21 protein-coding genes and 1 tRNA gene are annotated in these 26,092 nt (G+C 46.0%); 4 read left to right on the forward strand and 18 right to left on the reverse strand.

What is annotated here, in order from left to right:
* The first annotated feature begins 18 nt into the window (after window positions 1-18).
* From ACZ5KY_RS01740 to ACZ5KY_RS01750, 3 genes are all read left to right on the forward strand, one after another.
* Complete coding sequence (locus tag ACZ5KY_RS01740; RefSeq protein ID WP_464242191.1) at window positions 19-309, forward strand: hypothetical protein; 291 nt, start codon at window positions 19-21, stop codon at window positions 307-309.
* Between the two features lie 41 nt (window positions 310-350).
* Entirely contained in the window at window positions 351-557 is a 207-nt protein-coding gene (locus tag ACZ5KY_RS01745; RefSeq protein ID WP_464242192.1) for an RNA-binding S4 domain-containing protein, read from the forward strand.
* A gap of 120 nt (window positions 558-677) precedes the next feature.
* Complete coding sequence (locus tag ACZ5KY_RS01750) at window positions 678-2,399, forward strand: diguanylate cyclase domain-containing protein (RefSeq protein WP_464242193.1); 1,722 nt, start codon at window positions 678-680, stop codon at window positions 2,397-2,399.
* Window positions 2,400-2,477: 78 nt separating this feature from the next.
* On the opposite strand, the gene ACZ5KY_RS01755 is transcribed toward ACZ5KY_RS01750, so the two are convergent.
* The 6 genes from ACZ5KY_RS01755 to ACZ5KY_RS01780 form a co-directional block, all read right to left on the reverse strand.
* The gene (locus tag ACZ5KY_RS01755; RefSeq protein WP_464242194.1) at window positions 2,478-3,389 is read right to left on the reverse strand and encodes an exopolyphosphatase; all 912 of its coding nucleotides are present in this window, start codon (window positions 3,387-3,389) and stop codon (window positions 2,478-2,480) included.
* Window positions 3,390-3,468: 79 nt separating this feature from the next.
* Window positions 3,469-4,773 (reverse strand): TRAP transporter large permease, encoded by a 1,305-nt coding sequence (locus ACZ5KY_RS01760; RefSeq protein WP_464242195.1) that lies wholly within the window; start codon window positions 4,771-4,773, stop codon window positions 3,469-3,471.
* Window positions 4,770-5,273 carry a TRAP transporter small permease gene (locus tag ACZ5KY_RS01765; protein ID WP_464242196.1) on the reverse strand — a complete coding sequence of 168 codons (504 nt, stop codon included), beginning with the start codon at window positions 5,271-5,273 and terminating at the stop codon, window positions 4,770-4,772. Before ACZ5KY_RS01765 ends, ACZ5KY_RS01760 begins: the two co-directional genes overlap by 4 nt.
* Window positions 5,274-5,276: 3 nt before the next feature.
* Complete coding sequence (locus ACZ5KY_RS01770; RefSeq protein ID WP_464242197.1) at window positions 5,277-6,326, reverse strand: TRAP transporter substrate-binding protein; 1,050 nt, start codon at window positions 6,324-6,326, stop codon at window positions 5,277-5,279.
* 47 nt (window positions 6,327-6,373) lie between these two features.
* Window positions 6,374-9,376: a DUF5714 domain-containing protein gene (locus ACZ5KY_RS01775; RefSeq protein ID WP_464242198.1), complete on the reverse strand. Its 3,003-nt coding sequence runs from the start codon at window positions 9,374-9,376 to the stop codon at window positions 6,374-6,376.
* 121 nt (window positions 9,377-9,497) lie between these two features.
* A complete protein-coding gene (locus tag ACZ5KY_RS01780) occupies window positions 9,498-9,860 on the reverse strand; it encodes a hypothetical protein (RefSeq protein WP_464242199.1) in 363 nt (120 codons plus the stop codon).
* A 114-nt stretch (window positions 9,861-9,974) separates the two neighbouring features.
* On the opposite strand from ACZ5KY_RS01780, the gene ACZ5KY_RS01785 reads away from it, so the two are divergent.
* Window positions 9,975-10,457, forward strand: a complete 483-nt coding sequence (locus ACZ5KY_RS01785) for an FKBP-type peptidyl-prolyl cis-trans isomerase (RefSeq protein ID WP_464242200.1) — start codon at window positions 9,975-9,977, stop codon at window positions 10,455-10,457.
* 63 nt (window positions 10,458-10,520) lie between these two features.
* Here ACZ5KY_RS01785 and ACZ5KY_RS01790 read toward each other — a convergent pair whose 3' ends face one another.
* The 12 genes from ACZ5KY_RS01790 to nifJ all read right to left on the reverse strand — a co-directional run bounded on the left by ACZ5KY_RS01790 (window position 10,521) and on the right by nifJ (window position 26,055).
* Entirely contained in the window at window positions 10,521-11,651 is a 1,131-nt protein-coding gene (locus ACZ5KY_RS01790) for a diguanylate cyclase (protein ID WP_464242201.1), read from the reverse strand.
* Between the two features lie 37 nt (window positions 11,652-11,688).
* Window positions 11,689-12,714: a chemotaxis-specific protein-glutamate methyltransferase CheB gene (cheB, locus tag ACZ5KY_RS01795; protein ID WP_464242202.1), complete on the reverse strand. Its 1,026-nt coding sequence runs from the start codon at window positions 12,712-12,714 to the stop codon at window positions 11,689-11,691.
* Window positions 12,711-13,646: a diguanylate cyclase gene (locus ACZ5KY_RS01800; RefSeq protein ID WP_464242203.1), complete on the reverse strand. Its 936-nt coding sequence runs from the start codon at window positions 13,644-13,646 to the stop codon at window positions 12,711-12,713. Before ACZ5KY_RS01800 ends, cheB begins: the two co-directional genes overlap by 4 nt.
* A gap of 17 nt (window positions 13,647-13,663) precedes the next feature.
* The gene (locus ACZ5KY_RS01805; RefSeq protein ID WP_464242204.1) at window positions 13,664-16,048 is read right to left on the reverse strand and encodes a hybrid sensor histidine kinase/response regulator; all 2,385 of its coding nucleotides are present in this window, start codon (window positions 16,046-16,048) and stop codon (window positions 13,664-13,666) included.
* A 15-nt stretch (window positions 16,049-16,063) separates the two neighbouring features.
* Complete coding sequence (locus tag ACZ5KY_RS01810; RefSeq protein WP_464242205.1) at window positions 16,064-18,331, reverse strand: methyl-accepting chemotaxis protein; 2,268 nt, start codon at window positions 18,329-18,331, stop codon at window positions 16,064-16,066.
* A 48-nt stretch (window positions 18,332-18,379) separates the two neighbouring features.
* The gene (locus tag ACZ5KY_RS01815; protein WP_464242206.1) at window positions 18,380-18,880 is read right to left on the reverse strand and encodes a chemotaxis protein CheW; all 501 of its coding nucleotides are present in this window, start codon (window positions 18,878-18,880) and stop codon (window positions 18,380-18,382) included.
* 47 nt (window positions 18,881-18,927) lie between these two features.
* The gene (locus ACZ5KY_RS01820) at window positions 18,928-20,445 is read right to left on the reverse strand and encodes a CheR family methyltransferase (RefSeq protein WP_464242207.1); all 1,518 of its coding nucleotides are present in this window, start codon (window positions 20,443-20,445) and stop codon (window positions 18,928-18,930) included.
* The gene (locus ACZ5KY_RS01825; RefSeq protein ID WP_464242208.1) at window positions 20,445-20,903 is read right to left on the reverse strand and encodes a chemotaxis protein CheW; all 459 of its coding nucleotides are present in this window, start codon (window positions 20,901-20,903) and stop codon (window positions 20,445-20,447) included. Before ACZ5KY_RS01825 ends, ACZ5KY_RS01820 begins: the two co-directional genes overlap by 1 nt.
* Before the next feature lie 153 nt (window positions 20,904-21,056).
* Window positions 21,057-21,132 (reverse strand) — tRNA-Asn (locus tag ACZ5KY_RS01830).
* 65 nt (window positions 21,133-21,197) lie between these two features.
* Window positions 21,198-21,788: a GTP-binding protein gene (locus tag ACZ5KY_RS01835; RefSeq protein WP_464242209.1), complete on the reverse strand. Its 591-nt coding sequence runs from the start codon at window positions 21,786-21,788 to the stop codon at window positions 21,198-21,200.
* An 11-nt stretch (window positions 21,789-21,799) separates the two neighbouring features.
* Window positions 21,800-22,297, reverse strand: a complete 498-nt coding sequence (locus tag ACZ5KY_RS01840; RefSeq protein ID WP_464242210.1) for a roadblock/LC7 domain-containing protein — start codon at window positions 22,295-22,297, stop codon at window positions 21,800-21,802.
* A gap of 182 nt (window positions 22,298-22,479) precedes the next feature.
* Window positions 22,480-26,055: a pyruvate:ferredoxin (flavodoxin) oxidoreductase gene (gene nifJ / locus ACZ5KY_RS01845; RefSeq protein ID WP_464242211.1), complete on the reverse strand. Its 3,576-nt coding sequence runs from the start codon at window positions 26,053-26,055 to the stop codon at window positions 22,480-22,482.
* Between the last annotated feature and the right edge of the window lie 37 nt (window positions 26,056-26,092).

Here is a 26,092-nt window from a genome sequence, read left to right on the forward strand (position 1 = left end):
TCAACAAAGGAACACATTATGATCCGCGAAAACATGACAGAAAAAATCAACTGGCTCGGCACTGAATATGAGGTTAAGGTTACCTGGGAAACAGAGAATGACGACATTCAGTTTATCCGTTGCCTGATCAACAATAAAGAGATCGTGAAATACTTCAGGGGACGCTGGAAAGGTCCCCGTGGTGACAAATATAGTTCGAGTGAATTCACACGACTGCAAAAATGTTGTTTGGAGAAATTCAAGTATCCACGCAATACCATCCCTGCTATAGCACCATTGTTCACCATCTTGCTCGGCGAGCAAATGTAACCCACAGGGTGCAAAACTTTTTATTGAAAGAGAGTCACATCATGGATTTTAATTTAGACGGTCATGAATTTATTGAATTGAATAATTTACTTAAAGTAACAGGTCTGTGCCATAGCGGTGGCATGGCAAAAATGGTGATTGCAGATGGTGCAGTGTTGGTCGACGGCAACACTGAAACTCGTAAACGCTGTAAGATCCGCAGCGGTCAAACCATCACATTTGAAGAAACAAACGTTACCGTTCGGTAGCGTTTGTGACAAAACAAGTTAAAAAACAAACTGAAAGCTCTTTCTAATTGAACCCTATTCCTTACCGTGCTTTAATGTAAGGAATTCGGCCATCATCGGCCTATTTAATAGGGGTTCTTTGTGAAGCTTCAATCTAAATTTCTTATTCCAGTTCTCCTGCTGTTCGGGCTGTTCTTTACCCTCTTTCTTTATTCAGAACACAACCATAGCCAAAAAGCCCTCGAACAAACAATTCGAACCCAAGGTGAGTCACTAACTAAACTTATCCAGTCGGTTCGCATTGTCTACCATAATACGTTCCTAGAAGGTAACTTCGCAGTACCGCAAGAGGTTTCGAAATTTCTACCCTCCCACACCATGAAAAAGATTTCCGCAAAGCTTAATGAGCTTTCGGTTTCCCGGGGCACTCGTTTTCGAACTCTTAAAACCAGCCCCTTTGACACCATGGAAAAGGCCACTGATTTAGAAAAAAAAGCCTTCTCGTTTTTTGCTACACACCCCGACAAACGCGATCATCTTGTTCCATTTTATATTAATAGTGAACTTTTTTATCAATACAGTACACCAACCTTTGTTGAGACATATTGTTTCTCATGCCATCTGGCATCTAAAAATCCCACCGGCTCCCTTGATGGGATTCTCGCCATAACACTATCGGCCCAACAGCTTAAAGCTCAAGCGTTTAAAAGACAAAATGACACCCTCATTATTATACTTATTAGCCTTACTGTGTGCTGCTTAACAACGGTGCTGCTGTTTAATCGGATGATCAACAAAAAACTAACTATTTTGCACACGATCTCACAAAAAAACAGAATAGATAGTTGTGAGAAAGAACCTCACAAGACTGGTAGTGATGAACTCGACACTCTGACCATCTCCATGCAGAAAATGTCAGAGGAGATCAAAAATCGAGAGGAAGACCTGCTCGCTGCTTATGAATTTTCGACAACAATCCTTAGCAATATTAGCGATGCGGTGTGCGTTATTGCTCCCAAGACACAAACGATTATTGCCGCGAACGGTGCTTTTTTCATCATGCACAACACCACGCATAAAAAAGCAATAGGCTCCCACTGCCATGACATTTCAACATGTAAACCGAGCGCCACAGCCAAGGGCACTCCTCCCTGCCCTGGCTGCTATGCCGCGTTACACAAAGTTCCATGCCGTCAAGAACGTGTTCGTGAAATCGATGGTCAACAGTTTTATTATGATGTCTGTGTGTCGCCCATACTCGACCAACAAGGCGATACCATTCAAGTGGTGCGCGTCGCCCGTGATATTACTCAAGCAAAAAAGCAGGAACAGCAAATTACCCAACTGGCCTACTTTGACTCGCTAACTGGATTGCCGAACCGAAGCCTCTTTCACGACCGGTTAGCACAATCACTGCTACTATCGACCCGTGAAGACTCCTCTGGAATCATTGCCTTTATTGATTTAGATAACTTCAAGGAAGTCAATGATCGCCTTGGCCATAGCGCGGGTGATGAAGTTCTCAAAATTGTAGCGGAACGCTTGAGTTCATGCGTACGTGAGTCGGATACTGTGGCACGAATGTGCGGCGATGAATTTTTAATTATTTATCACAACAGTTGCAAAAATGAACACGCGAAAAACTTAGCTGAAGCCCTACTCCATGCGCTAGCTAAACCTATTACGATCGAAAATGAAAAGATAACCACATCAGCCAGCATTGGATTGTGCTTTTCCCCTCGCAACGGCAACACCGTCGACGAACTACTCAAGTGCGCTGACGATGCCATGTACAAGGCCAAACAGGCAGGTCGCAACACGTACTATATTTACGGCAACGAAGCTCAACCGACCTTGTTTTGATCGTCAAATCTAGAAAACAAAAAGGGCCGCAACAGTCTCACTGTGCGGCCCTTTGTTGTGTCATACAATGATAACAATTTAAGATTCAGCTTTGATCGCCTCGACGATTGCAGCTAATACACGATCGGCATCAGCATAGGGAACCTGACAGGTGCCAACAGCTTTATGTCCACCACCACCGTATTTAAGCATCAACGAGCCAACATCTACTTTTGCGGTACGATTTAAAACACTATAACCAACCGAGATAGCGACAAATTCCTTGCCTCGACCATCGATCATCCGAATAGAAATATTGGTTTCAGGAAACAGTGAATAAATTAAGAAGCGATTTCCCGGTGGCATCCCTGTCAAACCACGTGCGTCGGTAATGGCAATAGGCCCATCAACTTTGGTCTGCTCGGTCAAAAACTTTTTGCACTGGGCATCGTTTTCAAAATAGAGTTTAACTCTTTCTTGAATATCGGTATTTGCCATAATTGATTCAATGGATTGCGTCCGCAGAGCTTCCATCAACTCGCGCATCAGTTGTAGATTACTGATGGTGAAACTTTTATGGTAACCCAACCCTGTGCGTGGATCACACAAGAAACCAAGCAATACCCACCCTGTTGGATGAAGGATTTCGATTTCACTCAGCTGCGCCGAATCAACACGATCAACATATTTGAGCATCTGATCGAATTTAGTCAAACGCGGATCTTTGTAGTAGTCATAGATCACTCGAGCAGCACTCGGTGCTTCAGCACTGCACCCTTGATACTGCCCCTCAAGAGACATTCTTTCATGCTCGCTACTGTGATGATCAAACCACAAGCCACAGCCTGCCACATAAGGGACATTGGCCAACACATCATCTTTAGTCACATCGACCTTGCCATCCTGAAGGTCTTTAGGATGAGCATATTCCATCGAATCGATCACACCTATCTCTTTTAATAACGCGGCACAAGCGATGCCATCAAAATCTGAACGGGTCAATAAACGCATTGCATAAACCTCCTCAATAAAAATATAAAAGACGGCTAGAGTTTACCAATTCTGCCTAAATCTCACAACACTTTCTAATCTAATGAAGCCAATTAGGTAACCATAGTACCAACTGAGGCCAAACGATCAAAAGAAACAAGCACAGGAAAAAGGAGGGTAAAAAAAGACTTACCCCACGAAACACCTGCCCAAGGGGAACGTCTTTAGCCATGGAAGAAACGATAAAGGTGTTAACCCCAACTGGCGGAGTCACCGCCCCCATCGTGGTGACAACAGTGATCAACACCGCAAACCATAGCGGGTCATAGCCCAACTGCTGGGCAACAGGAAAAAAGATCGGTATCGTAATAATCAGCAGTGCTAAGGCATCCATAATCGCCCCACCAATCGCATAAATAATACAGATCAGGGTGATAATAATTACTGGTGACAAATCAGCATGTGAGACCTGTTCTGCCACCTGATAGGGCAGCCGAGTAATCGTTAAAAAACGACCAAAAACAACGGCACCAAAAATAATCATCATAATCATACATGAGATGCGCAAACTATCATCAACAGCGCAAACAAATTTACGCCAACTCATATGGCCGCCCAACACACTAATGAGCAGTGCCAAAGCACTTCCTGCCGCACCCGCTTCACTGGGGGTAAAGAATCCAAGCAACAAACCTAACATCACCAGTGCGAACAACACGAGCATTTCAATGGCTCCTGGTAATGCCGCCATTTTTTCGCGCCATGATGTTTTGCCACCCGCTGGACCAAGTTCAGGGTGGATCAAACAACTCACCAGCACCGTCAGTAAAAATAACCCCGTCAGCAAAACCCCAGGAACAAGCCCCGCCCAAAAAAGGCTAGCAATTGACTGCCCCGTTTGCAAACCAATTAAGATCAGCACCACCGAAGGCGGGATCACCACACCGAGAGTCGCGCCAACGGCAACTGAACCTGTACTGAGCAGTGGACTATATCCATATTTCTTCATCTGCGGTAAGGCCACACTACTCATCGTTGCAGCTGTCGCTGTATTAGAACCACAAATAGCAGCGAACCCTGCACAGGCAAGAATGGTAGCGATAGCTAAACCACCGCGCACCCCACCCATCCAAACATGAGCCGCCTTGTAAAGCCGTTCATTGACACCCGAGTGAAAGCAGATCTGGCCCATTAGAACAAACAATGGGATAACGGTTAAACCATAGGACGAAAAAACTTTCCACGATTCTGCACCAATCATCCCCATCGCAGCGGGTAGATTGACCACATTCCAAAATCCGATAAAACCGACAATGCCCATGGCAAAGCCAACAGGAACACGCAACGCAAAGATCACCACCAGCAAAACGATGATACCCATAACACCAAGGGCAAATAAACTCATGAATGGCCCCGCTTAGTAGATGAAAAAAGGACGATGAAAAAATCAGTCACCAGCGCTAATGCTAATGCGATAAACCCTAATGCCACCGCAAACACAACGGGGTAATAAATCACTTGCAACGTTTCTGAAAGTTCGCCGAGCCGCCAAATACCTAATGCCCTCTGACCACAATGCCAACTGACCAACAGAAAAAAACTGCTACTAATGATAAACGAAAACAACACCAACGTTTTTTCCAACCATTCTGGCAAGCGGCCCTTTAATAACGTCACAGTGATATGGCCCTTGCCGCGCTGGGTTGCAGCAAGAGAAAAGGCGGCAGCCAGCGCGCCCGAAAACCCCATCAGCTCAAAGGTTCCTTTCACTGGCAACCACACTGCCCGCAGCACCATGTTTGAGCAGGCCAGAAGCACCATCAGCACCATAAAAAAGCCCGCGAGGCACAGCAACCCTAAACATATTTTTTTATTAATTGTTTCCAAATACGGTAGCAACTTCAATCGTTACATCCCTTTTGTCAGTGTAAGCTCGGCTTGAGTTTTCAACTTCAACACATCGGCCATTACGGCATCAGCATCGACACCACGACTTGAAGCAGCACTACGCCAGGTATCTAATAGTGGCTTCATTTTTTGTTCAGCTAACAGTTGGTCTTGCTCCGACAAATTAATTTGCTCGATCTGGTATGTTTCACTGGCCCACTTGAGTGAGTCCGCAACATGGGCATCCATATAGCGCCCCGTCCATAACGCCTGTTCGCGAGAGAGATCCGTTAACACCGTTTGCTGCTGAGTTGAAAGACCATTCCATTTGTCAAGGTTCATCACCACCGCAAAGGGATACACTTGGAAGTTCGTTAACGTTTCATAGCGACAGTACTCAGCAAAATTGAGATCCTTGAGCACCTCCATTGAAGAGAGCAATCCCTTAACCAACCCTTTTTGGAGGGCTTCAGGTGTTTGCGACATCGGCATTGAGACGGGTGTTGCCCCCAATTTATCCAATATTTGTGAAGCAATTCCCGAGGCACGGAGTTCTAAGCCTGATAAATCCTCTAAACTACGCACAGGAACTTGACTCATAATGCACGTAGGCGCGCTGGTAAACATGGCCAAAACTTTTACTTGAGCGAACTCTTTTGGCTGATATTTTTCGTACAGATCCCACAGCACGCTACTCGCCACAGTGGATGATTTAAAACCTAGCGGCAATTCAGTTACGGTTGTCATGGGGAAAGCCCCCGGCTGATATGACATGCACAGGCAACCGATATCAGCTTGCCCCGCTATGACACCAGCAAGCATATCTTTGGCACCCAAAAGGGTACCACCAGGAAAGGTATTGATCGCCAAACTGCCACCACTGTCCTGCTCAACCTGTTCTTTCCAATGTTCCATCTGCACGCAGGGAAATGTCGTTGCAGGGGGAAAGTTAGCATAAGAGAGCGTCACACTTTCCTGCGTTAGAGCTGCATCTGTTGTCGTCTCATCACGTTGACAGCCACCGACTAAAAGAGCCAAAAGAACACACCACACAACCAACAAGCGAACCATAAATCCTCCTCAAAACAGTTAATAACCTGACACAATAACAACACAACCTAAAACAATGGACACCCTTGACCTAAACAATCTGAATTCAGTTGATGCTGATCGCACGGAAGCCAATCCTGTGCCACCAAAGGAAGGGGTAGATAGTGTTGAGATAATTTTGCTGCCTGTTGTAACGACACCACACAATCACGATTACAACACCGCGCTGCATTAAAGTCCGCAAGCTCTTTAAGTACGCGTTGCACCACAGTCTGTACCGTTTGACGCTGATCAGCCTTCAAGGGATTGGCCTCAAGAATCAGACTAAAGGCAATACCAACTCCAACCGCAGCGCCGCAAATACCATTGTAAGCGCAACTACCACCAATCACTTGAGAACCGCGACGAATGCCAGTAGCAAGTACCGTATCACCAAGCTTACCGCCGCGGTTACGATACGTTGCTAAAATGACCGCCGGGACAAGGGCGTGGAATTGAGGCCCATGTAACGGAATAGCCGGGTGGCGACGGACGTGATGAAACAGACGCAGCATATCCGTTTCTGTCGAACTAAAACAGATACTCTCAATGGCACGAACAGAATCGGTACAATGGCACTGATCGCACACATAATGACCCTGCTCACAATTTTCACTCGCCTCGACGTGACGACCACAATAATGACATTCATGACGACGAAATAACGTTTCATAAATCAGCGGCGCACCACACACCATGCAACCCTGAGATTGTTTTTCATCGGCAGTCGTTTTGCCACCATCAACCTCATTGAGCTGCTGCGGCAAAGCACAATTGCAGCTGGAGCTAAAGACAACATTGGTAATGTGCCCCGCTTCATCAAGGTGATACAATTGAGAACCAGCAGCCTGAGCTTCAACAGCAGAAACGTGAAACACCTGCCCCGGAACCACAACCTGACCACTGGCTAGCTGTAACGTTGGGAACGGCCCTGGATACATCACCCGCACGGTGGCTTCAGGCTCGGGTTTAGCAGCACGAAATGTTAAGGAATAAAAAAGGTGGTTCTGTACACAACGATAAGGCACCCGTTTTAAACAAAAGAACGCATGAAAGCCACTCTCGTCGAGTAAGCCATTTAAATCCTTTTGACTCAGCGCCCCTGCAATACATTCGCCACGCAATACTTCATCGTTACGAATCGCCGCATCGGGTTCTGTTTCGCACACCACATCGGCAACGACTAACCGCCCACCGGGCTTGAGAACACGGAAGATTTCAGCAAACAAAAGCCGCTTGTCACTAGACAAATTCAACACACAATTAGATAAGATCAGATCAACACTGTTGTCGGCGACGGGAAGTTGCTCAAGAAATCCCTTACGAAAATCAAGATTATCATAACCAAGATTATCACTGACCCCTTTACTTCCCCGACGAGCCAAATCAAGCATGGGGTCGAGCATATCGACACCAATCACCTGACCACTGCTTCCCGTTAAGCGGGCCGCAATAAAACACTCCACACCGCTACCACAACCGAGATCTAATACTGTTTCCCCAGGACAAATCTCAGCATCGAGAACGGGGCTACCACAGCCATAGCCGCGTAAGCGAAATTCAGGGGGAATATGACTGATAATCTCAGCTTCATAACAGACTGGATTGAGGATATCTTCCTTGGTATCACCAACAGCTTCAGCGTAGAAATTTTTAACGACGCTGCGGCTATCATCTTGCGTCAGCGCTAGCAGACAATTTGAATGCAGCAACGCCACCTTGCCGTGCGCGCCACAACTCTCCAAATAATCACCCATTTTCAACCGCAAAGCTGGCCCCTGCTGCTCTTCAAAACGCTGAGCCACAGACTGGATCAATTCAATTGCCAACAGTTCATATAGGGGCAGGTAGGGGTCATCGCCGACAAAGGTTTGCGCATAATGGTAGCTGTGATCACTATCACCACCACCCAGAATGAAACGCCATGGTGATGACTGTGAGACACAACTGCTGAGCCGAATCCGCTCTAGGGTGTCACTGTTTCGCCAGCTGTGTGACAAACTTTTCTCGATAGGGGTTGCCAGCTCAGCAACACCAACCAATGCTGCAGAGGGATACAGCGCCCCGTCGGGACCAATCGCCACCGAGTTCCACGCACATCCACTGCCATCATGGATGGTTCCTGACGGTGCAAACACTTGCGTTTTTAAGGCGTCGAGATTATCAATACTGATCCCTCGCTGCTGGGCATGTTGCCACGCCTCACCTAACTGCGAAAAAATCTGTGAGGGTTCAACATACTGCTCGGCTTTACCGCGACCACGGACAAAATACCACATAAAATGGACATTACTGGCACCACAATCCGCGGCAACATCAACCACTGCAACCATATCATTGAGATTATCCCGCTCCACACACATTGACAGCGTGAACGGCCGAGCCTGTTCGCGCAACCACTTCATCTGTGTTTGCAGCTGGGCAAAACTGCCAGTTCCACGGATATGATCGTGCCGCTCAGACAAACCATCCACACTTAGCTGGATGTGAAAACGACTCCAATCCCATTCAACTGATTGGAGAACAGGCTGTAAGCTCATCCCATTCGTCAGTACCGCGACATGGGCCCCCGCATAAGATTGAATGTGTTGGACAATATCGACAAAACGGGGATGAACAAATGGTTCTCCACCGGTAAGAGCAAACACCCGGCAACCAAGTTCCGCCGCCTCATCAACGCGCTGAACAATAGTTTCATAACTCAGTTCATCCGCTTCTTGCGGCCCTGAAGCAAACAAACAATGACGGCAACTCAAATCGCAGCGATTGGTAATATGTAACCACAGCTCGCTCAAACGATCCGTTTCAAGGTTGGAATATCGGCCTAAATAGGTGGTTGGTGGCCCCGCCGGTAAACGCTGAAGAAAGCGCTGAACAATCGGATCATCAGTGATGCATTCACCCGCCATCAACTGCTGTAAAATCAGATCTCCTGCCCTGTTAGGAACAAACCAACTCGGAAGATCACCTCGTAAATAGATGCCACCTTGCGGATGGTCGATCCGCTGCCATGCAGCTACATCAAAACTCATAACATTTCACCACAATAATATTTTCCGATAAGAGATATTAGCAACAAGGTCGCAACACTACCATTACAAGACCGATGACTCAACCTTAACGATTTCAACATTACAACAAACCAACCTGTCCTTATCGTGCCGCAACCTCTTCGTACATCGCCAACAGTCCTTCGGGTCGAAAACAACAGCTTCTCAATGTAGCACTGCCATCATTCTTTTTCGTTTCCCAATCGATCACTTCAACTTTTTTGCGCCAATGTCTTGAAAATGTTCCGCAATGTCGCTTTTCGTTCAGCTGGATAAGCTCTGTCCACATCTGCTCCAAATCTAACAAGTGAAAACTATCGACTGTTACAGTGGTGATCAGTCGTTTTAAAAAATAGTCAACAAGTTCGACCTGTGGCTCGCCACCCGCTTCTGAGCGCCACAGAATGAATGGTAACTCTTCGGTCCGTTTTTTCTCAATTTGCTGTCGTAAGTCAGTCTGATTCACACAATCCCCCAATCTTTTAATACAATAAATAAACCAAACACAGGAATGTAGCATTGACATGCTGATAAATTCCTCATAATCTCAGAAAAACATTGTTTCTTGAAAGGAATTTTTATGTTTAATGCAAAAAAGGGGGATACTGTCAAAGTCCACTACACGGGACGGCTAACAGACGGTACAGTTTTTGACACTTCAGAAGACAAAGAGCCATTGCTATTTATGCTCGGTAAAAAAGAGGTGGTTGAAGGATTTGATGCGGCTGTTATGGGAATGGTCCCAGGTGAAAAGAAGACCGTAACCATTCAAGCGGTACAAGCCTACGGTGAATCAAAACCTAACTTAATTGAAGTGATCAAACGCAACAACTTGCCTACCGATGTTGATTACAAGGTGGGCTCACAAATCGAGATCACCAATCAGGATGACTCGTTGTTTCATGTCATGGTGACCAATACAACTGATGACGAAGTCACCTTTGACGGCAACCATCCTCTTGCAGGTAAAGAACTAATCTTTGATATCCGCGTAGAAGATGTAACGCCAAAGCTAGAATGTGAAAACAACCCCCTTGAAGAGATCATGGGGAAACTGGACTAAAGCAGAGGACTACCCGGCTGCGAAAAAAATAAAAGCCCGTCAACGTTGTTGGCGGGCTTTTTACTATTCGCTAACTTCAGCGTAGCAACAACAATTACGCCCTTGGTCTTTCGCTTGATATAAACAACGGTCCGCAACCTCAACTATACTATTGAGCGTTAACTCAGCGACACTTTCCAGTGGGCAAAAAGCAATACCAAAACTAGCGGTCAAGCGGATTGGCTGTGGCCCACAATTAATTAAAAATTCTGCGACCAATTTCCTCATCCGTTCAGCCATCACCAAAGCACCTTCTTTATCCGTTTCGGGCAACACAATAACAAACTCTTCACCACCATATCGAGCGATCCAATCAACACCCTGACGTAGGCTATTCGACAAGCAGTCAGCAACTTGCTTCAATACCTTGTCGCCCGCTTGGTGGCCATAATGATCATTGATCAGTTTAAAATGATCAATGTCGCACATGACCAATGACAAGGACTGGCGGTAACGCAGCGCACACTTGATCGAGCCAGGAAAGGTATCATTAAAGTAACCGCGATTGAAGACACCTGTTAACGGATCTCGAACCGCTAACTCAGCAATTTCAGTATTACGCTTTTTAATGGTATCTAATGCTTCATTGAGTTGACCGTTTGTCTGCTCAAGTTCTCGCTTTTGCTGCAAAGCACCTTCGTAGGTTGACAGTAGCAAATCTAGAATTTGCGAACGCTCAGAATTAATAACATGGCGTTTCCCACCGAAATAGACTTCAACACTCTCCTCACCAACAGGATGAGAACGCAATTGTTGATTAAGAAGGATATTGCTGACCTGCGCCAGCAGCAAAGCATTATCAAAAGGCTTGGTGACAAAATGATCGGCACCACACTCCAAGCCACGAACAATATCTTCTGGTTCTGATAGCCGCGTTAATAGCATAACCGGAACATTTCTAATTTGCGGGGTGTTTTTTATCGTTTCACAGAGAGCGAAACCATCAATGTCGGGCATCAGAACATCACTGATAATCAATGCGGGAGTATTCGACCGTAACCATGTCAAGGCAGCATGAGCATCTTCAACATACACGGCATCGAAACCATTATCAGTCAGAAACTGCTTGAGAACGAGCGCCTGAGTATGACTATCTTCAACGATAAGTAGCGTATCAGGAGCAACATCTAATAGATTAACCATATCAATTTCCATGAATATTTACCCCAAATGGATCCACAGATGGGTTGATTCATTTAGCAGCTAACGCAATAAGCTGCTGACCAATTCGTTCGGGTGCCAAATGATAGTCTCCGACGCCAAGTTGTGCTGCCGCACCCGGCATGCCGTAAACAACACAGCTTGATTCCTCTTGGACCAGTGTCACAGCACCAGTATTTTTCATTGCCAACATCTCTTGAGCACCATCGCGCCCCATGCCCGTCAACATAACACCAATCGCTCTTTTGCCGTAATTTTGTGCGGTACTACCGAAGAGGTAGGACACCGATGGCCGTACACTATGGAAAGGAGGATCGTAGTTCAGCGCAAGAATCCCCTGTCGATTAATGACTATATGTGCACCATCTGGAGCAAAATAAACCCGCCCATTTTGCACCGTATCGCCATCGTGAGCAACGGAAAGAGGTAACGCACAGCTTTGCGACAGCCACTTGACCATACCAGCAATAAAGCCTACTGAGATATGCTGAACAACGACAATAGGTAGAGGGAAGTCAGCAGGCAGCTCACGCAACAAGGACTGTAGCGCGACAGGTCCCCCCGTTGAAGAACCGATGACAACTAAACGATAATCCGAGCCTTTCTTAGCCACAGCATGCACCTTTACTAATGCTGGTACTACAGCAGGTTTTGCCACTTTAACTCCCGCCATTTTACGCAATGTACTGATAAAGGTCTCTGCTTCCTGTTTGGCATGAGCAGAACCCGGCCCGGGGGGCTTAGGCACTGCGGCCACGGCACCAACCTCCATAATACGAAAGATTTCCCGTGCCTCACTACCATGGATCAATGAACTAACAATCACTACCGGAGTCGGGCACTGCGCCATAATACGCCGTGTCGCACTGTAACCATCCATCACAGGCATATGAATATCCATCGCCACAACATCAGGTTTCAACTCACACGTCAGCCGGGCGGCCTCTTCACCATTAGACACCACGGCGACTATTTCCATATCAACGACAGATTTAATGAGGTATTCAAGATAGGCTTTGACTGAGGCTGAATCTTCAGCGATTAAAACTCGAATCATAATAACGCATTGCGTACGCAGTTACGCCCATCGCCCTTAGCCTTGTAAAGACAATTGTCCGCGACCATCATGAACTCTTCGACAGGAACCTGCTTTTCTTGTCCTGTTGGCGAGTAAGTCACAACACCAAAACTAGCCGTCACTTCAAGAATTCCATCTTCCCACGGCACTCGGAGACCCTCAATCGCTTGACGCATTCTTTCGGCGACAGCCACCGCTGTAGCAGCATCAGTTTCGGGCAACATGATGACGAATTCTTCTCCACCGTAGCGCACCAACAGATCTAAATCGTCACGCACCAACCCTTTTAAACAGGCCGAAAACTCCTCAAGAACCCTATCACCAGCAAGGTGACCATAGGTGTCATTCACTTTTTTAAAATGATCAACATCGCAAATAATCCCTGACACTGAATGACCTGACCGAGCAGCCCTGGCAATAAATGCCGGACAATGAGTATTGAAATAACTGCGGTTATTGATCTTTGTCAGAGCATCTGTTACCGAAAGATGCAATACCTCTTCATTGCGTTTTTTTAGCGAGCGCTCTAACTCAATAACCCGCTTTGCGGTACTGAGCCGAGCAATAAGTTCGAGTTCTGAAACAGGCTTCGTTAAATAGTCATCGGCACCAGCTTCAAGGCCAGCAACAATATCGGCAGGATCATCTTTAGAGGTGACCAAAAAGATAAAAACATAGCCATCAAATTGGCGCATACGAATGGTTTTACACAGCTCAGCTCCGTCCATTTCTGGCATCACCCAATCAGTAATAATAATCGGATAATAGTCGTTAGACAGTTTTTCCAGAGCTTCAATGCCGTTGGTCGCAACAACTGCTTCAAAACCATTGGCTTGCAGAATAAACTGCAAGCGTAACGCTTGAGTGCGACTATCTTCAACTAAGAGAACTTTAAATCCATTTTCAGCCATAGAGCTACCACTGCATCCTAAAGTAATCGTTTAACCGTATCCAGCAAGTTTGTTTGATCGAAGCTACGCTTAACAATATATGCGTTGGCTCCTGCAACAATCCCTCTTTCTTTATCTTCCGTCGTCTCTAGACTGGTCACTAAAATAACCGGAATATCTGCCACGCTATCTGTGGCACGAATACGTGTCGTCAACTCGAACCCGTTCAGATGTGGCATTTCAACGTCACTTACGACAAGATCATAACTGCCGTTTGTTAGTTTTTCATAAGCATCCGCACCATCAACAGCCGACACAACATCATAACCTGAAGATTCAAGAATGTTCTTAATCAACATCCGCGAGGTGATCGAATCGTCTGCGGCCAAAATCTTCTTCACGACACGCTCGTCATTGCTTCGTCGCACTGTTGTAAGAACGTTTCCCTCTTGTGGGGAAGCAAGAAGATCGCGCGAATCAAGAATCGGTACAATACGACCATCACCGAGAACAGAGGCTCCAGAAAAATAACGTAGACCCTGAAGGTGATGACCTAACCCTTTGACCAGTAATTCATACTCACCATCGACAGAATCAACGACGAAACCAAGTCGCTGCCCCGAATCACTGACGACAACGATCTGTAAAGTATCCCCTTGAGTAATCGGTTTTTCAGTGATGCCAAGTACCGCACCCATCTCTGTGATTGCAAGATTTACACCATCAATTACGATGACTTCGCAATTTTCAAGAGTCTTAATCTCTTGCCGTGGAATTTTAATCACCCGCTCTACTGCGGTTGTTGGCAAAACCAAATCGTGACCACGTACATGAATCAAAATCCCGCGAAACACTGACAACGTAACGGGAAGGTGCAACATAAAACACGTGCCCTGACCAAGTGTCGTTTCGACATGCAGATGTCCACCTAAACCCTCTACGTCTTCTTTAACAATCGCCATCCCCAAACCGCGACCAGAAATCTCAGTCAAAATCTCACTGGTGGACAATCCTGAGTTGAAAATTAACCCAACTGCGTCGTCATGGCCCAACTCTGCTGCAGCTTCTTGTGTCATAAGACCTTGCACCACCGCCTTATCCCGCAACCGTTGATCATCAATTCCGCCACCATCGTCTTTAATACGAATTTCAACATAACCACTTCGGGTGCGACTGACGACAATCTCAACCTGTGCTTGGGCATCCTTACCAGCGGCAAGGCGCTCCTGAGGTAACTCAATCCCATGATCAATGGCATTTCGAAGAATATGTGTTAACGGCGAAACCATTTTCTCTAGAATACGCTTGTCAAGCTCAACCTCTTCACCGCGAACACTAAAATCAACACTCTTGCCTTGCGCACGCGAGATGTCACGAATCATTCGTGGCAAACTAGCGGCAGTGTTCGAGAAGGGAACCATAAGGATCTCTTTGACATCCTCCAGAAGTTCTTCAACCTGCGTATTGATAATCGTCGAATCTTGAAAAAGGCGGTGAGTCAAATCGGCAATACCAGCCTCTAAGATGCAGATATTCTGCGTTGACTGATCGAAGGCATCAGAAATTTGTGCAATGACAGCTCGGCACTCATCGGCGTTCAGCTGATCGAGATGCTTTAAACGACTGCGCCACTGTTGCGCGGCCTTCAGACGTTCTTTCTTCCATACTGGGATGATCGTGCCGATCTTCTCCACCTCAACATGGCGCTGTGTCGATGCCAACTTTAACGAGATCATCCCCTCAGCCTTGCGCATCACTTCATCGAGACGGATAGAGGCAACGCGCAATGTGGTATCACATCCCCTGACATTAGCGGACAACTCACCAGCAACAGGGCTGGCCACCTCAGCGACGGGCTCAACGGTGGAACTAAGATCTGGGGAGGGGCCTAGATCGACAATCGGGTTATTGCTGTCAACGCGCGATGCGACCGCAGGTTCAGCAACACTGGTCGCCACCAGAACTTCAACAACGGGTGCAGCAACCACCTTTTCAACAACAGGGGAAACCGGCTGCCCCTGCTGTATTTGATCCAACAACTCGACCAACGGCACCACCGCATCACGACAGGTCGCATCATCATTGGTGGCAAAACTGGTCAGAAAATCTTCCATCACCGCAACACAGTCATGCAATACATCAAAATGATGAAGCTGCAGAGCGAGTTCGCCCTGTTTCATTTTCGACAAAACACTCTCAAGTGACTGGCAGAGCAATTCGATATCTAACAATGAAACGGAGCGTGCTGCTCCTTTGAGGCTATGGGCTTCGCGAAAAGCGACCTCTAAAGCCTCAGAGAGGGCAACATCGTTCGGATCCACACGTTCCAACTGCAACAGGCAATTAGATAAACTGGCCAGACGCTCTACAGCCTCTTCGCGAAATGCTTCACGAAGCATTTTTAGTAGTTCCTGCTCGTCCATTCTTACTCCAGTTGCCTACAGGGTGAAACGCTCAGATAGCCGTTTAAGATTGTTAGCAAGAGTCTCTAAACGGAGCGTTGCATCCTCTAGTTGGCGCGCACTATCCATATTTTGCTGTCCAGCATCTTTAATGCTCAACATCGCCTGAGCAACCTGCTCTACCCCCGCCAACTGCTGCTGGCTTGAACTGGCAATTTGCAAGGCGAAATCAGCCGAAGTGCCAATGCTCCCTGACATCATTTGAATGGTTTCGTCTGATTGCGACATCAGCTCAACACCTGACTGCACCGCCTTAGCGCCACGCTCAGTTGCCATAACAGCCGAACCCGTTGCTTTCTGAATATCACTCAAGATCGTTTTGATCTGTTCTGTCGCCTGCTTCGATTGGGCCGACAACGATTTCACCTCTTGAGCAACAACCGTAAATCCTTTGCCATGCTCTCCCGCCTTGGCGGCCTCAATTGAAGCATTCACTGAAAGGAGATTGGATTGATCCGCCAGATCGTTGACCGAATCAACGATATCGCCAACACTCTGGCTCTGCTCACTGAGAGTCACAATACTTTCAGCAATATAGTCCATCTCCTCTTTGATGAGATCCATGCCAGCGACGGTCTTCTGTGTCGCCTCATTGCCTTTTTCAGCATAACCATTGGCATCTTCAGCAGAATCGGACACCTGCTTAGCGCGGTCACTGGAGATCTGTGATGTCTGACGAACCTCATCAACTGTGGCGGTCACCTCGGCCATTGAGCTTGAGGTTTCTGACGCACCAGCAGCCAACAACGATGACGTTGAGGACAACTGACTCACCGAAGCGGCAAGGGTTGAGGTCCCCGAAACCAACTCACCAATAATTTCACGAAGATTATCGATCATCTGGCGCAGCGCTATGCCCAACTCATCGCGATCACTACGTTCAGCAATCTCAACACTTAGATCGCCTTTAGAAATCTGCTGCGCTGAAACGGTAATCGCTCGTAAACTTATCACCATCTGCTGCATCGCCTTACCGACGGCATCGCGCTCAGAAACAATATCGACATCATCACTCAAATCACCTTCAGCGATGCGGGTCAGTTGATCACTACGAACACGAAATCCTTTTACCATGCGCATAAAAGCAATCTGCATCCGGCCGAGTTCATCGGCACGCGTTACGCGGTCATTATCAATCGCCAAATCACCATCTGCTAAGGTTTCAAAGTCGTGTAGCATCTCGCGCACAGGCACAACCAATCTAAAAGCCGCAAACCAACCAAACAAACAGGCAATAATTGCGACGGGAAAACAGGTCCACAAAATACGTGAGCGCAGCATATTGACGGTAGCAAAGGCTTCATCAAGCTGTATTTCACTAATGACAACCCATTCAAAATCAAGACCATATATTTCATTAAGACCAAGATCGGAATACACACTCAGCAAATCATTGCCACTGTCATCTTGGATAAAGTGGCTACCCGACAAATCTTCCAAGGCCAGATTAACCGACTCGGAATTGACCACCTTACGAAGAATCTGCCCCTCGTCGAAACGTAGCTCGGAACGCAACAGGTGATCGGTACCAACGAGATAGCTCTCACCTGTAGCACCAAACTGCCCGGACTCTTCCATCACCTCATTAATATTATCAATGCTCACCGCCAGTACCAACACTGCTTGGATTCCGCCATCGCTATCAGGAACGGGAACACCAACAAACATTTCGGGTCGGCCTGTAGGAGCGTACTGAACAAAATCCACAATAACCATATCATTCAGCTGAACAACTTGCTGCCACACCGAGGCTAAACCAGACGTAGCTAACGATCCCAGTTTTAAATTAGCGCCAAGATCTGATCCGCGAACAGGGGTGTACATGACATGGCCATGCTTAGTGCAAACTAAATACAGATCATCGTATTCATAGTTATTTAAATATTCAGCAAAATAAGGGTCAATGCGCTGCTGTATTTTTTTATAGGCCGAGGAATTTACATCAAAAGTACCATCATCTGCGGTTTTCACCTTAACGTGATAACGTTTCAACTCGGTCGTCGCCGTACGAACATTTTCCGAAATAGCTAACATTTCAAGGTCCGTAATGGTTTCAGAGAAAAACTGCATCACCTGCTCACGATTAACAGTATTAACCGTTTGCACATGTTCAAAAGCTGTCCGCTCAAGCTCCTTCTTTATCGCGTTAAAACTGAGCATCCCCACAATGAGAACAGGGATTAGGGCAACAAACAGAAACTGTACAATCAGGCGCCATTTAAGACTTGAACGCAGGAAATTCATTAATTCCTCCAACGGTTAAGAACTCTTTTTTAAATACAACTCTCACGACTAAACAATAAGAGATTCATCACCCAATAATGAAACAACATCTAATACAATCGTTTGCTGGGGAGACACCCCTTTTAAATACCTAGAGCGCACGCCAGTCAAAGTTGGTATATCTGTTTGCAATTGAGGCACAATACAATCCTTAACACCGATGATCTCTTCAGCCAAAACTGCAACCTGCATGTGCTGCGATTGCAGTACCACTATTTTATACTGCGACTCATCACTGCGAATCGGTAACTCAAAAAACTTTCTCAAATCCAAAACTGAAATAATTTGACCCAGATAGTTTGTAATTCCATAAACAAAAGAGGGCGCACCAGGCAGGATAACTACCTCCTTTAGCGGAAGAACTTTTTTTACATACTGCAATTCAAAGGCATAAATTTCGGTTGCTAACAGAAACTCAACAACCTGAATCGATTTTTCAGTTGAAATTTGTTCTGGCGGTTTTGCTAACAACGCCGCACGGCGACGTAAAATATCACACTGTTCTTCCATCCGCGAACCTCACGTTATCGACCCTAATATTAATCCTGACAAAATAATCAGATTAAACTCTCTAACATTTTACACAAATACGCGACTGTCAGCCCTTCAGAATCAGGGACAATTTCATCCTGATCAAAAGGCATCAATAACGCCTTCGCTCGCCTTAATACCTTCCCACCTTGCTCTTTTTCATCACCATGTAGTGTCAACAACATACCAAGGGAAAATGTCGCCATAATAAAATTACCATCAAGGTAGAGAGACTGGTCTAGTGACCGCCTTGCTTGGATTAAATCACCACGCTCCTGCTGAATTGTAGCAAGCAGATAGTAGCCCGTGGGATTCAAACGATCCAATTCAAGTGCCTTTTTCAGCCACTCTTCAGCCTCATCCGCACGACCAACATTTGCTAAACATCGTGCCAACATAAAAACAGCTTCAGCCCCAACTGGACCAGAAACACCTTCATCGGTAACTAATGACAGTAAACAATCAATCGCAGCGTTATAATTTCGTTCATCAATAAAAGCTACAGCAGTGGACATACCAACACCACTGGGCGTTCGTAACACCCCAGATGGTTGGGGTACTGAACTAAGAATAATTTTCCGCTGACTAACCGTGGAAACTTCTTTTACTTTATGGCGTGGCCGAGTCGTTTTGATTTGCCGTGTTACGGGGCTCTCAACATTACGCCATACCGTAGGAGAATTTTTCTTTTTTTCTTTGATCCCCTTACGATGCATCAACATACCATCAACATCAACAATTCTTAGTGCTGGCACGTTGACAAGGGCCACCTCACTCGGGCTAACAATCAACCATCCTGTATCTGTTAGCATATCGGTTAAATGGCCAAGAATTTCGTCACGCCGCTCTGATGAAAAATACATCAGGACATTACGACATAAAATGAGATCAAATTTTCGCGTGCCGTTCGAACCAACCGCTAACGGGTGAACAGCCAAATTTAAATATGAAAATTCAATTCGTTGACGCACCCTATCAACCAGTTTCCAGTGGTTCTTATCAACGGGACTAAAATAGCCAGCTTTCAATGTTTCATCAATACCGCGAAAAGACCATTGAGAATATTCAGCCTTGCGTGCTTTTGCTAAAGACTTAACATTAACGTCTGTCGCATAAAGATGCACATGCCAATCAAGTGGGAGGTTTTGCCCTTGATCTAACAATATTGCTAACGAATACGGTTCTTCGCCAGTACTACAGGCAGCACTCCAAATACGAACATCATGCGAAGAATTTGATTTTACTATCTCAGGGAACACCCTTTTCTCAAGGCCTGAAAAAAGCTTCTTATCTCGAAAAAAATAAGTCTCCCCAATGGTCAAATTAGTTATGAGCGGCTCAAGTTGCTTATCGCTAAGTTGATGAGCCAACAACCAGTTCACATAACGATCCATACTGTCAAAACCTGATTCCTCAGTTGCCTTACACAATGCCCGCAACATATCAGCAAATCGTTCTGGCGGGTAAAACAAACCAAAACGGTCATGAATAAAATCACTAGCAAATTGTTTCTGCTGTATGGTCAGACTAGGAGTCGATGTCATTAACCCTCATCGCTGGCAAGAGGGCTTACTGTGAAATCGACAGAATCAACAAACAAAAATTTGTCAGGGTCACAATAAAGTATCTTATTACCATTGTGCCAAATGACATCTATCACATAGTGATCCATATCGGGATAAATCGCATCACTAGCAACGGAAGCCACCTCTTCAGAAATTTGTACAGACTCGACTGAATCAACAAAAAAACCTACCGTGCATTTTTCACTACGCGCAATGACGATCCGCTGATCAACATGAATCGATTGTTCGGGAAGATTAAGTCGAGCAGGAATATTAATGATTGGGATTAAAACGCCACGAAGATCAAGCAAACCAAGTAATTCGGTCGAGGACTTAGGCAAACGCAACAACTGCGCAGAACGGACTACCGTTTCAATTGAAGATAATGGCAAACCAAACGTTTCACCACAAATAGTAAACGAAAAAAAATTTCTCATATAACATTTATCGTCAATTAGAACAAAAAATTCAACTACAAAATTGCGAATTAACACATAGGGAACACTAAGGAGGGAAATAGATCCAAAAATCACAAAAAACGACATAAAAAAAAGAGACCACAGAATACACTGTGATCTCTTTGAATTTGTTGGCTCCCCGAGCATGACTCGAACATGCGACAAGGTGATTAACAGTCACCCGCTCTACCAACTGAGCTATCGGGGATCAGTCTTTCGACGCGTGGGAATATACTGTTTTCCGCACACGGTTGTCAACATTTTTTTCTGTTTTTAACGAGATCCTTTTTTTAGATCCATCAATACCATTTTCGCAATCCCTTTCAGGGTCTCAAATACACCAACACCACTCATGGCGCAGGCTTTATATTCTTGAACTTTATTGGGATTCAAAAACCGTTGCAGTTCGTCCATTGGGCTGAGATTAGACAGATCTTGCTTATTATATTGTATGACAAACGGTAGCTTATCAAGATCGTAGCCCTGTTCTTCTAAATTATCTTTCAGGTTCTCAAGACTTTCAATGTTAGCATCCATACGCTCCTCTTGCGAGTCAGCGACAAATACCACACCGTCAACACCTTTAAGAATCAACTTACGTGAGGCATCATAAAAAACTTGCCCAGGTACAGTATAAAGATGAAAGCGTGTCTTAAAACCACGAACTTCTCCGAGTGCCAGCGGTAGAAAATCGAAAAACAGAGTTCGTTCTGATTCGGTTGCCAACGAGATCATCTTGCCCTTGGACTCATTGGCGGTTTTTTGATAAACATGTTGTAAATTGGTTGTTTTGCCACACAGTCCGGGGCCATAGTAAACAATTTTACAATTGATCTCGCGTGAGGCGTAATTAATAAACGACATAGTGGCTGTCCTTAGTTAAACAGGTTATCAATATCGTCATCGGTAATTTCAGCAAAAGGATTTGCCCGATCTCGACCACTTGCTTGAGTTTTGTGCTTTTGGCTAATTTCTTCAAAGACCACCGCGAGTGCAGCACTTGCCTTTTTAACACGCAAACGAATTAATCCCAATGAACTTCGCTGATCAAAAATAACAACAAGAATGACACGACTACCAACAATCGATATATGAATATTGTCGTTTTCGCCTTCATGAAACTGAATCGCAAACTCTTTTTCACCGACAAGCTTTGCCAACCCACCTGTTGCTGCAATATTACCCGCCGTCAACGAAGCTAAACTTGTGGTATCAATTTCAGAGATGTCACCTGAAGTCGCAATCATCTGACCATTTTTATCAACCAGATAAATTGATTTCGAGTTCGAAGCCTTCAAGAGAGCATCAAGAATCTCTTTTACCGCTGCGACCTCTTCATCGTATAGAACAAAAGTTGCTTGTGAGCCAAACATCTACAGTCTCCCGAAAACATGTTTTATCCACATACATTAATTTTAGATTTAACCTTTAAACTTATAACACCATGCCTATCGATCACGCAAGCGATACCTATTTCATATCGTTGTGCCATAAATAGCAAAAGCCCCCGCAATGTTCTGCGGGGGCTTTTGATTCAAACAACTGCGGAACAATCTTACTTCTTACCGCAATCTGGCTCCATACCAGCAAGTTTCTTGTAAAGATCGAAACGTGCAGAGGTTTCCTTCGTAGCCTGCGCCATCAGTTTAGCTGCAACGTCAGGTTGAGCTTTCTTCAGGACACGGAAACGGTTCTCGCCATAGGCAAAGTCCTCGAAGGTGATGCTTGGATCCTTACTATCGAGCTGAAGAGGATTCTTACCCTGGTCAGTTAAGCGGGGATCGTAGCGGTACAGTGGCCAGTGGCCAGAGTTCACCGCTTTTTTACATTCATCAACCGCAGTGGTCATGTTGATACCGTGAGCGATACAGTGGCTGTAGGCCATGATAATGGAAGGACCATCATAGGCTTCCGCCTCGATAAACGCCTTAACACACTGCGCTGGGTTCGCCATGGAGACCTTAGCAACGTAGATGTTCCCGTAAGTCATGCTGATCATGCCGAGGTCTTTCTTACCCATGCGCTTACCACCAGCCGCAAATTGTGCAACGGCGCCAAGAGGAGTTGCCTTAGAGGCTTGGCCACCCGTGTTGGAGTAAACTTCGGTATCAAGGACGAGCATGTTAACATTCTCACCAGAAGCGAGTACGTGATCAAGACCACCATAGCCGATATCATACGCCCAACCATCGCCACCAACGATCCACACTGATTTCTCTACAAGATAGTCAGCCACAGACAACAGCTGCTTTGAATCACCTTCAGGGCACTTCTCAAGGCCAGCCTTTAACGTGGCTACCCGTGCACGCTGATCTTCAATACCCTGTTGGGTCGTTTGGTCAGCAGATTGAATCTCTTTGATCAAGCCAGTAAATTCAGCGCCAGCATCACACAGTTTCTCAACTGCACTTGCTAACAACTCATGTGCATACTCCTTGAACTTATCAACGGTCAGACGCATGCCGTAACCGAACTCAGCATTGTCCTCAAACAGTGAGTTACACCAAGCGGGACCGAGGCCATCCTTACGGGTGGTCCAAGGCGTGGTCGGCAAGTTGCCACCATAGATAGAGGTACAACCCGTAGCGTTTGCGATCAGAGCGCGATCACCAAACAACTGCGACAGCAATTTAACGAAAGGTGTCTCACCACAACCTACACACGCACCTGAGAACTCAAACATTGGCGGTAAGAACTGACTACCCTTCAGAGTTGAACGCTTAAACAGTTTTTCATCGGTATCTGGTAGATCAAGGAAGAAGTCCCAGTTAGCAGCTTCCTGCTCACGTAGAGGAACTTGTGCTTGCATATTGATCGCTTTATGGCCCTCGACTGTCTTGCTCTTCGCTGGGCAGTTGTGCACACAGGAGCCGCAACCAGTACAATCCTCAGGAGCCACCTGCAGGGTAAACTTCATCCCCGCCAAGTCCTTGCCTTTGGCAGCGACCGACTTAAATGCCGCCGGTGCACCTTCGAGACATTCCGCATCGTAAGCCTTCATACGAATCGTCGAATGAGGGCAAACAAAGGAACAAATACCACACTGAATGCACAGTTCCTCGTCCCATACTGGGATATGAACAGCGAGGTTACGCTTCTCATACTTGGCGGTTCCAACAGGGAAGGTTCCGTCACACGGCATGGCCGAGATTGGTAGTTTATCGCCTTTACCTTCGATGATCGGGCCAAGGGTGTTTTTGACAAACGCTGGAGCGTCTCCTTCGATGGCAGCATGGATACGCAACGCGCCACCCACAGCACCAGGAGATACTTCATGAATATTGTCCAGAGCGACATCAACAGCCGCTTTGTTCATGTTGACCACTTTATCGCCTGCCTTACCATACGACTTAACGATGGCAGCTTTGATCTCAGCTAAAGCGGTATCCAATGGAATGATGTTAGAGATCTTAAAGAATGCAGTCTGCATGATAACATTGATGCGCGAACCAAGACCGATCTCTTCACCGAGCTTGATGCCGTCAATGACATAAAACTTCAATTGCTTGTCAATAATTTGCTTTTGAACTTCAACCGGAATGTGATTCCAGACCTCGTCCTTGCCATAAGGGCTGTTCAGCAGGAAGGTTGCACCCTGTTTTGCGTTCGAAAGAATATCGTATTTCTCAAGGAATGAGAAATTATGGCAGGCCAAGAAGTCAGCACTCTTAATCAAATAAGGTGACTTAATCTCTTGCTTACCAAAACGCAGATGACTTGTAGTCATGCTGCCCGCTTTTTTTGAATCGTAAACAAAGTAGGCTTGAACTTTGTTATCAGTGGTCTCACCGATGATCTTAATCGAGTTCTTGTTGGCACCAACAGTACCGTCAGAACCAAGACCATAGAACATTGCCGCATAACGATCAGTCGGCACGCTAAAGCTTGGATCGTATGCCAACCCTTTGTCCATCACATCATCATTGATACCAACAACAAAGTGATTTTTTGGTTGGTCAGCAGCTAAGTTGTCAAATACTGACTGAGCCATAGCTGGGGTAAACTCGTAAGAGCCAAGACCAAAACGACCACCAACAACCTTCGGATAGCCTTGACCTTGATACAGACCGGTCTCCATCGCTTCGCCAAGAGCAGTACGTACCACCTGATAGAGTGGCTCGCCCAATGAACCAGGCTCTTTGGTGCGATCAAGAACAGCAATACTTTTCACTGACGCAGGCAGCGCCGCAGCAAATGCCTTAATTGGGAAAGGTAGGAACAGACGAACCTTCAGTAGGCCAACCTTCTTACCTTGAGAAACTTGATACTCAACCAACTCTTCCATGGTTGCAGCGCCAGAACCCATTACCACAACAACATGCTCTGCATCAGGAGCACCGACGTAATCAACCAAACTATATTGACGGCCAACAAGCCCCGACAATTTATCCATCTCGCCTTGAAGAACATCAGGAATAGACTCATAAAACTTAGTAACGGTTTCACGGCCAAGGAAGTAGACATCAGGGTTTTGAGCGGTACCACGCAATACTGGATGATCTGGCGACAATGCACGCGCCTTGTGCTCACGAACCAAGTCATCATCGATCATGGTGCGAATGTCGTCCATACTCAACTGCTCAACTTTTTGAATTTCGTGAGAAGTACGGAATCCGTCAAAGTAATGCATGAAAGGAATTCGACTACGCAATGTCGTTGACTGCGCAAGCAGGGCAAAGTCCATTACCTCTTGAACGGTATTGGAACACAACATCCCCCAACCACAAGCACGACAAGACATAACGTCGGAGTGATCACCAAAGATTGAAAGGGCTTGAGCAGAGATCGCACGAGCTGAGACGTGAAAGACCGTTGAGGTCAACTCGCCAGCAATCTTGTACATATTGGGAATCATCAACAACAAACCCTGTGATGCAGTAAATGTTGTTGTTAACGCACCAGTTTGCAATGCACCGTGAACAGCACCAGCAGCTCCTCCTTCAGATTGCATCTCTACAACCCGAGGGATCGTACCCCAAATATTTTTTTGTCCCGCAGCACTCTTAGCGTCGGAAATTTCACCCATATCTGAAGACGGGGTGATGGGATAGATCGCAATAACCTCATTGGTAGCATGAGCGACATGAGCAGCAGCAGTATTGCCATCGATGTTTACCATCTTACGCGACATGTGTTCCTCCTTTAAATGTTGTCATAAACTTCTACCG

It is taken from the genome of Desulfuromonas svalbardensis, assembly GCF_055389415.1.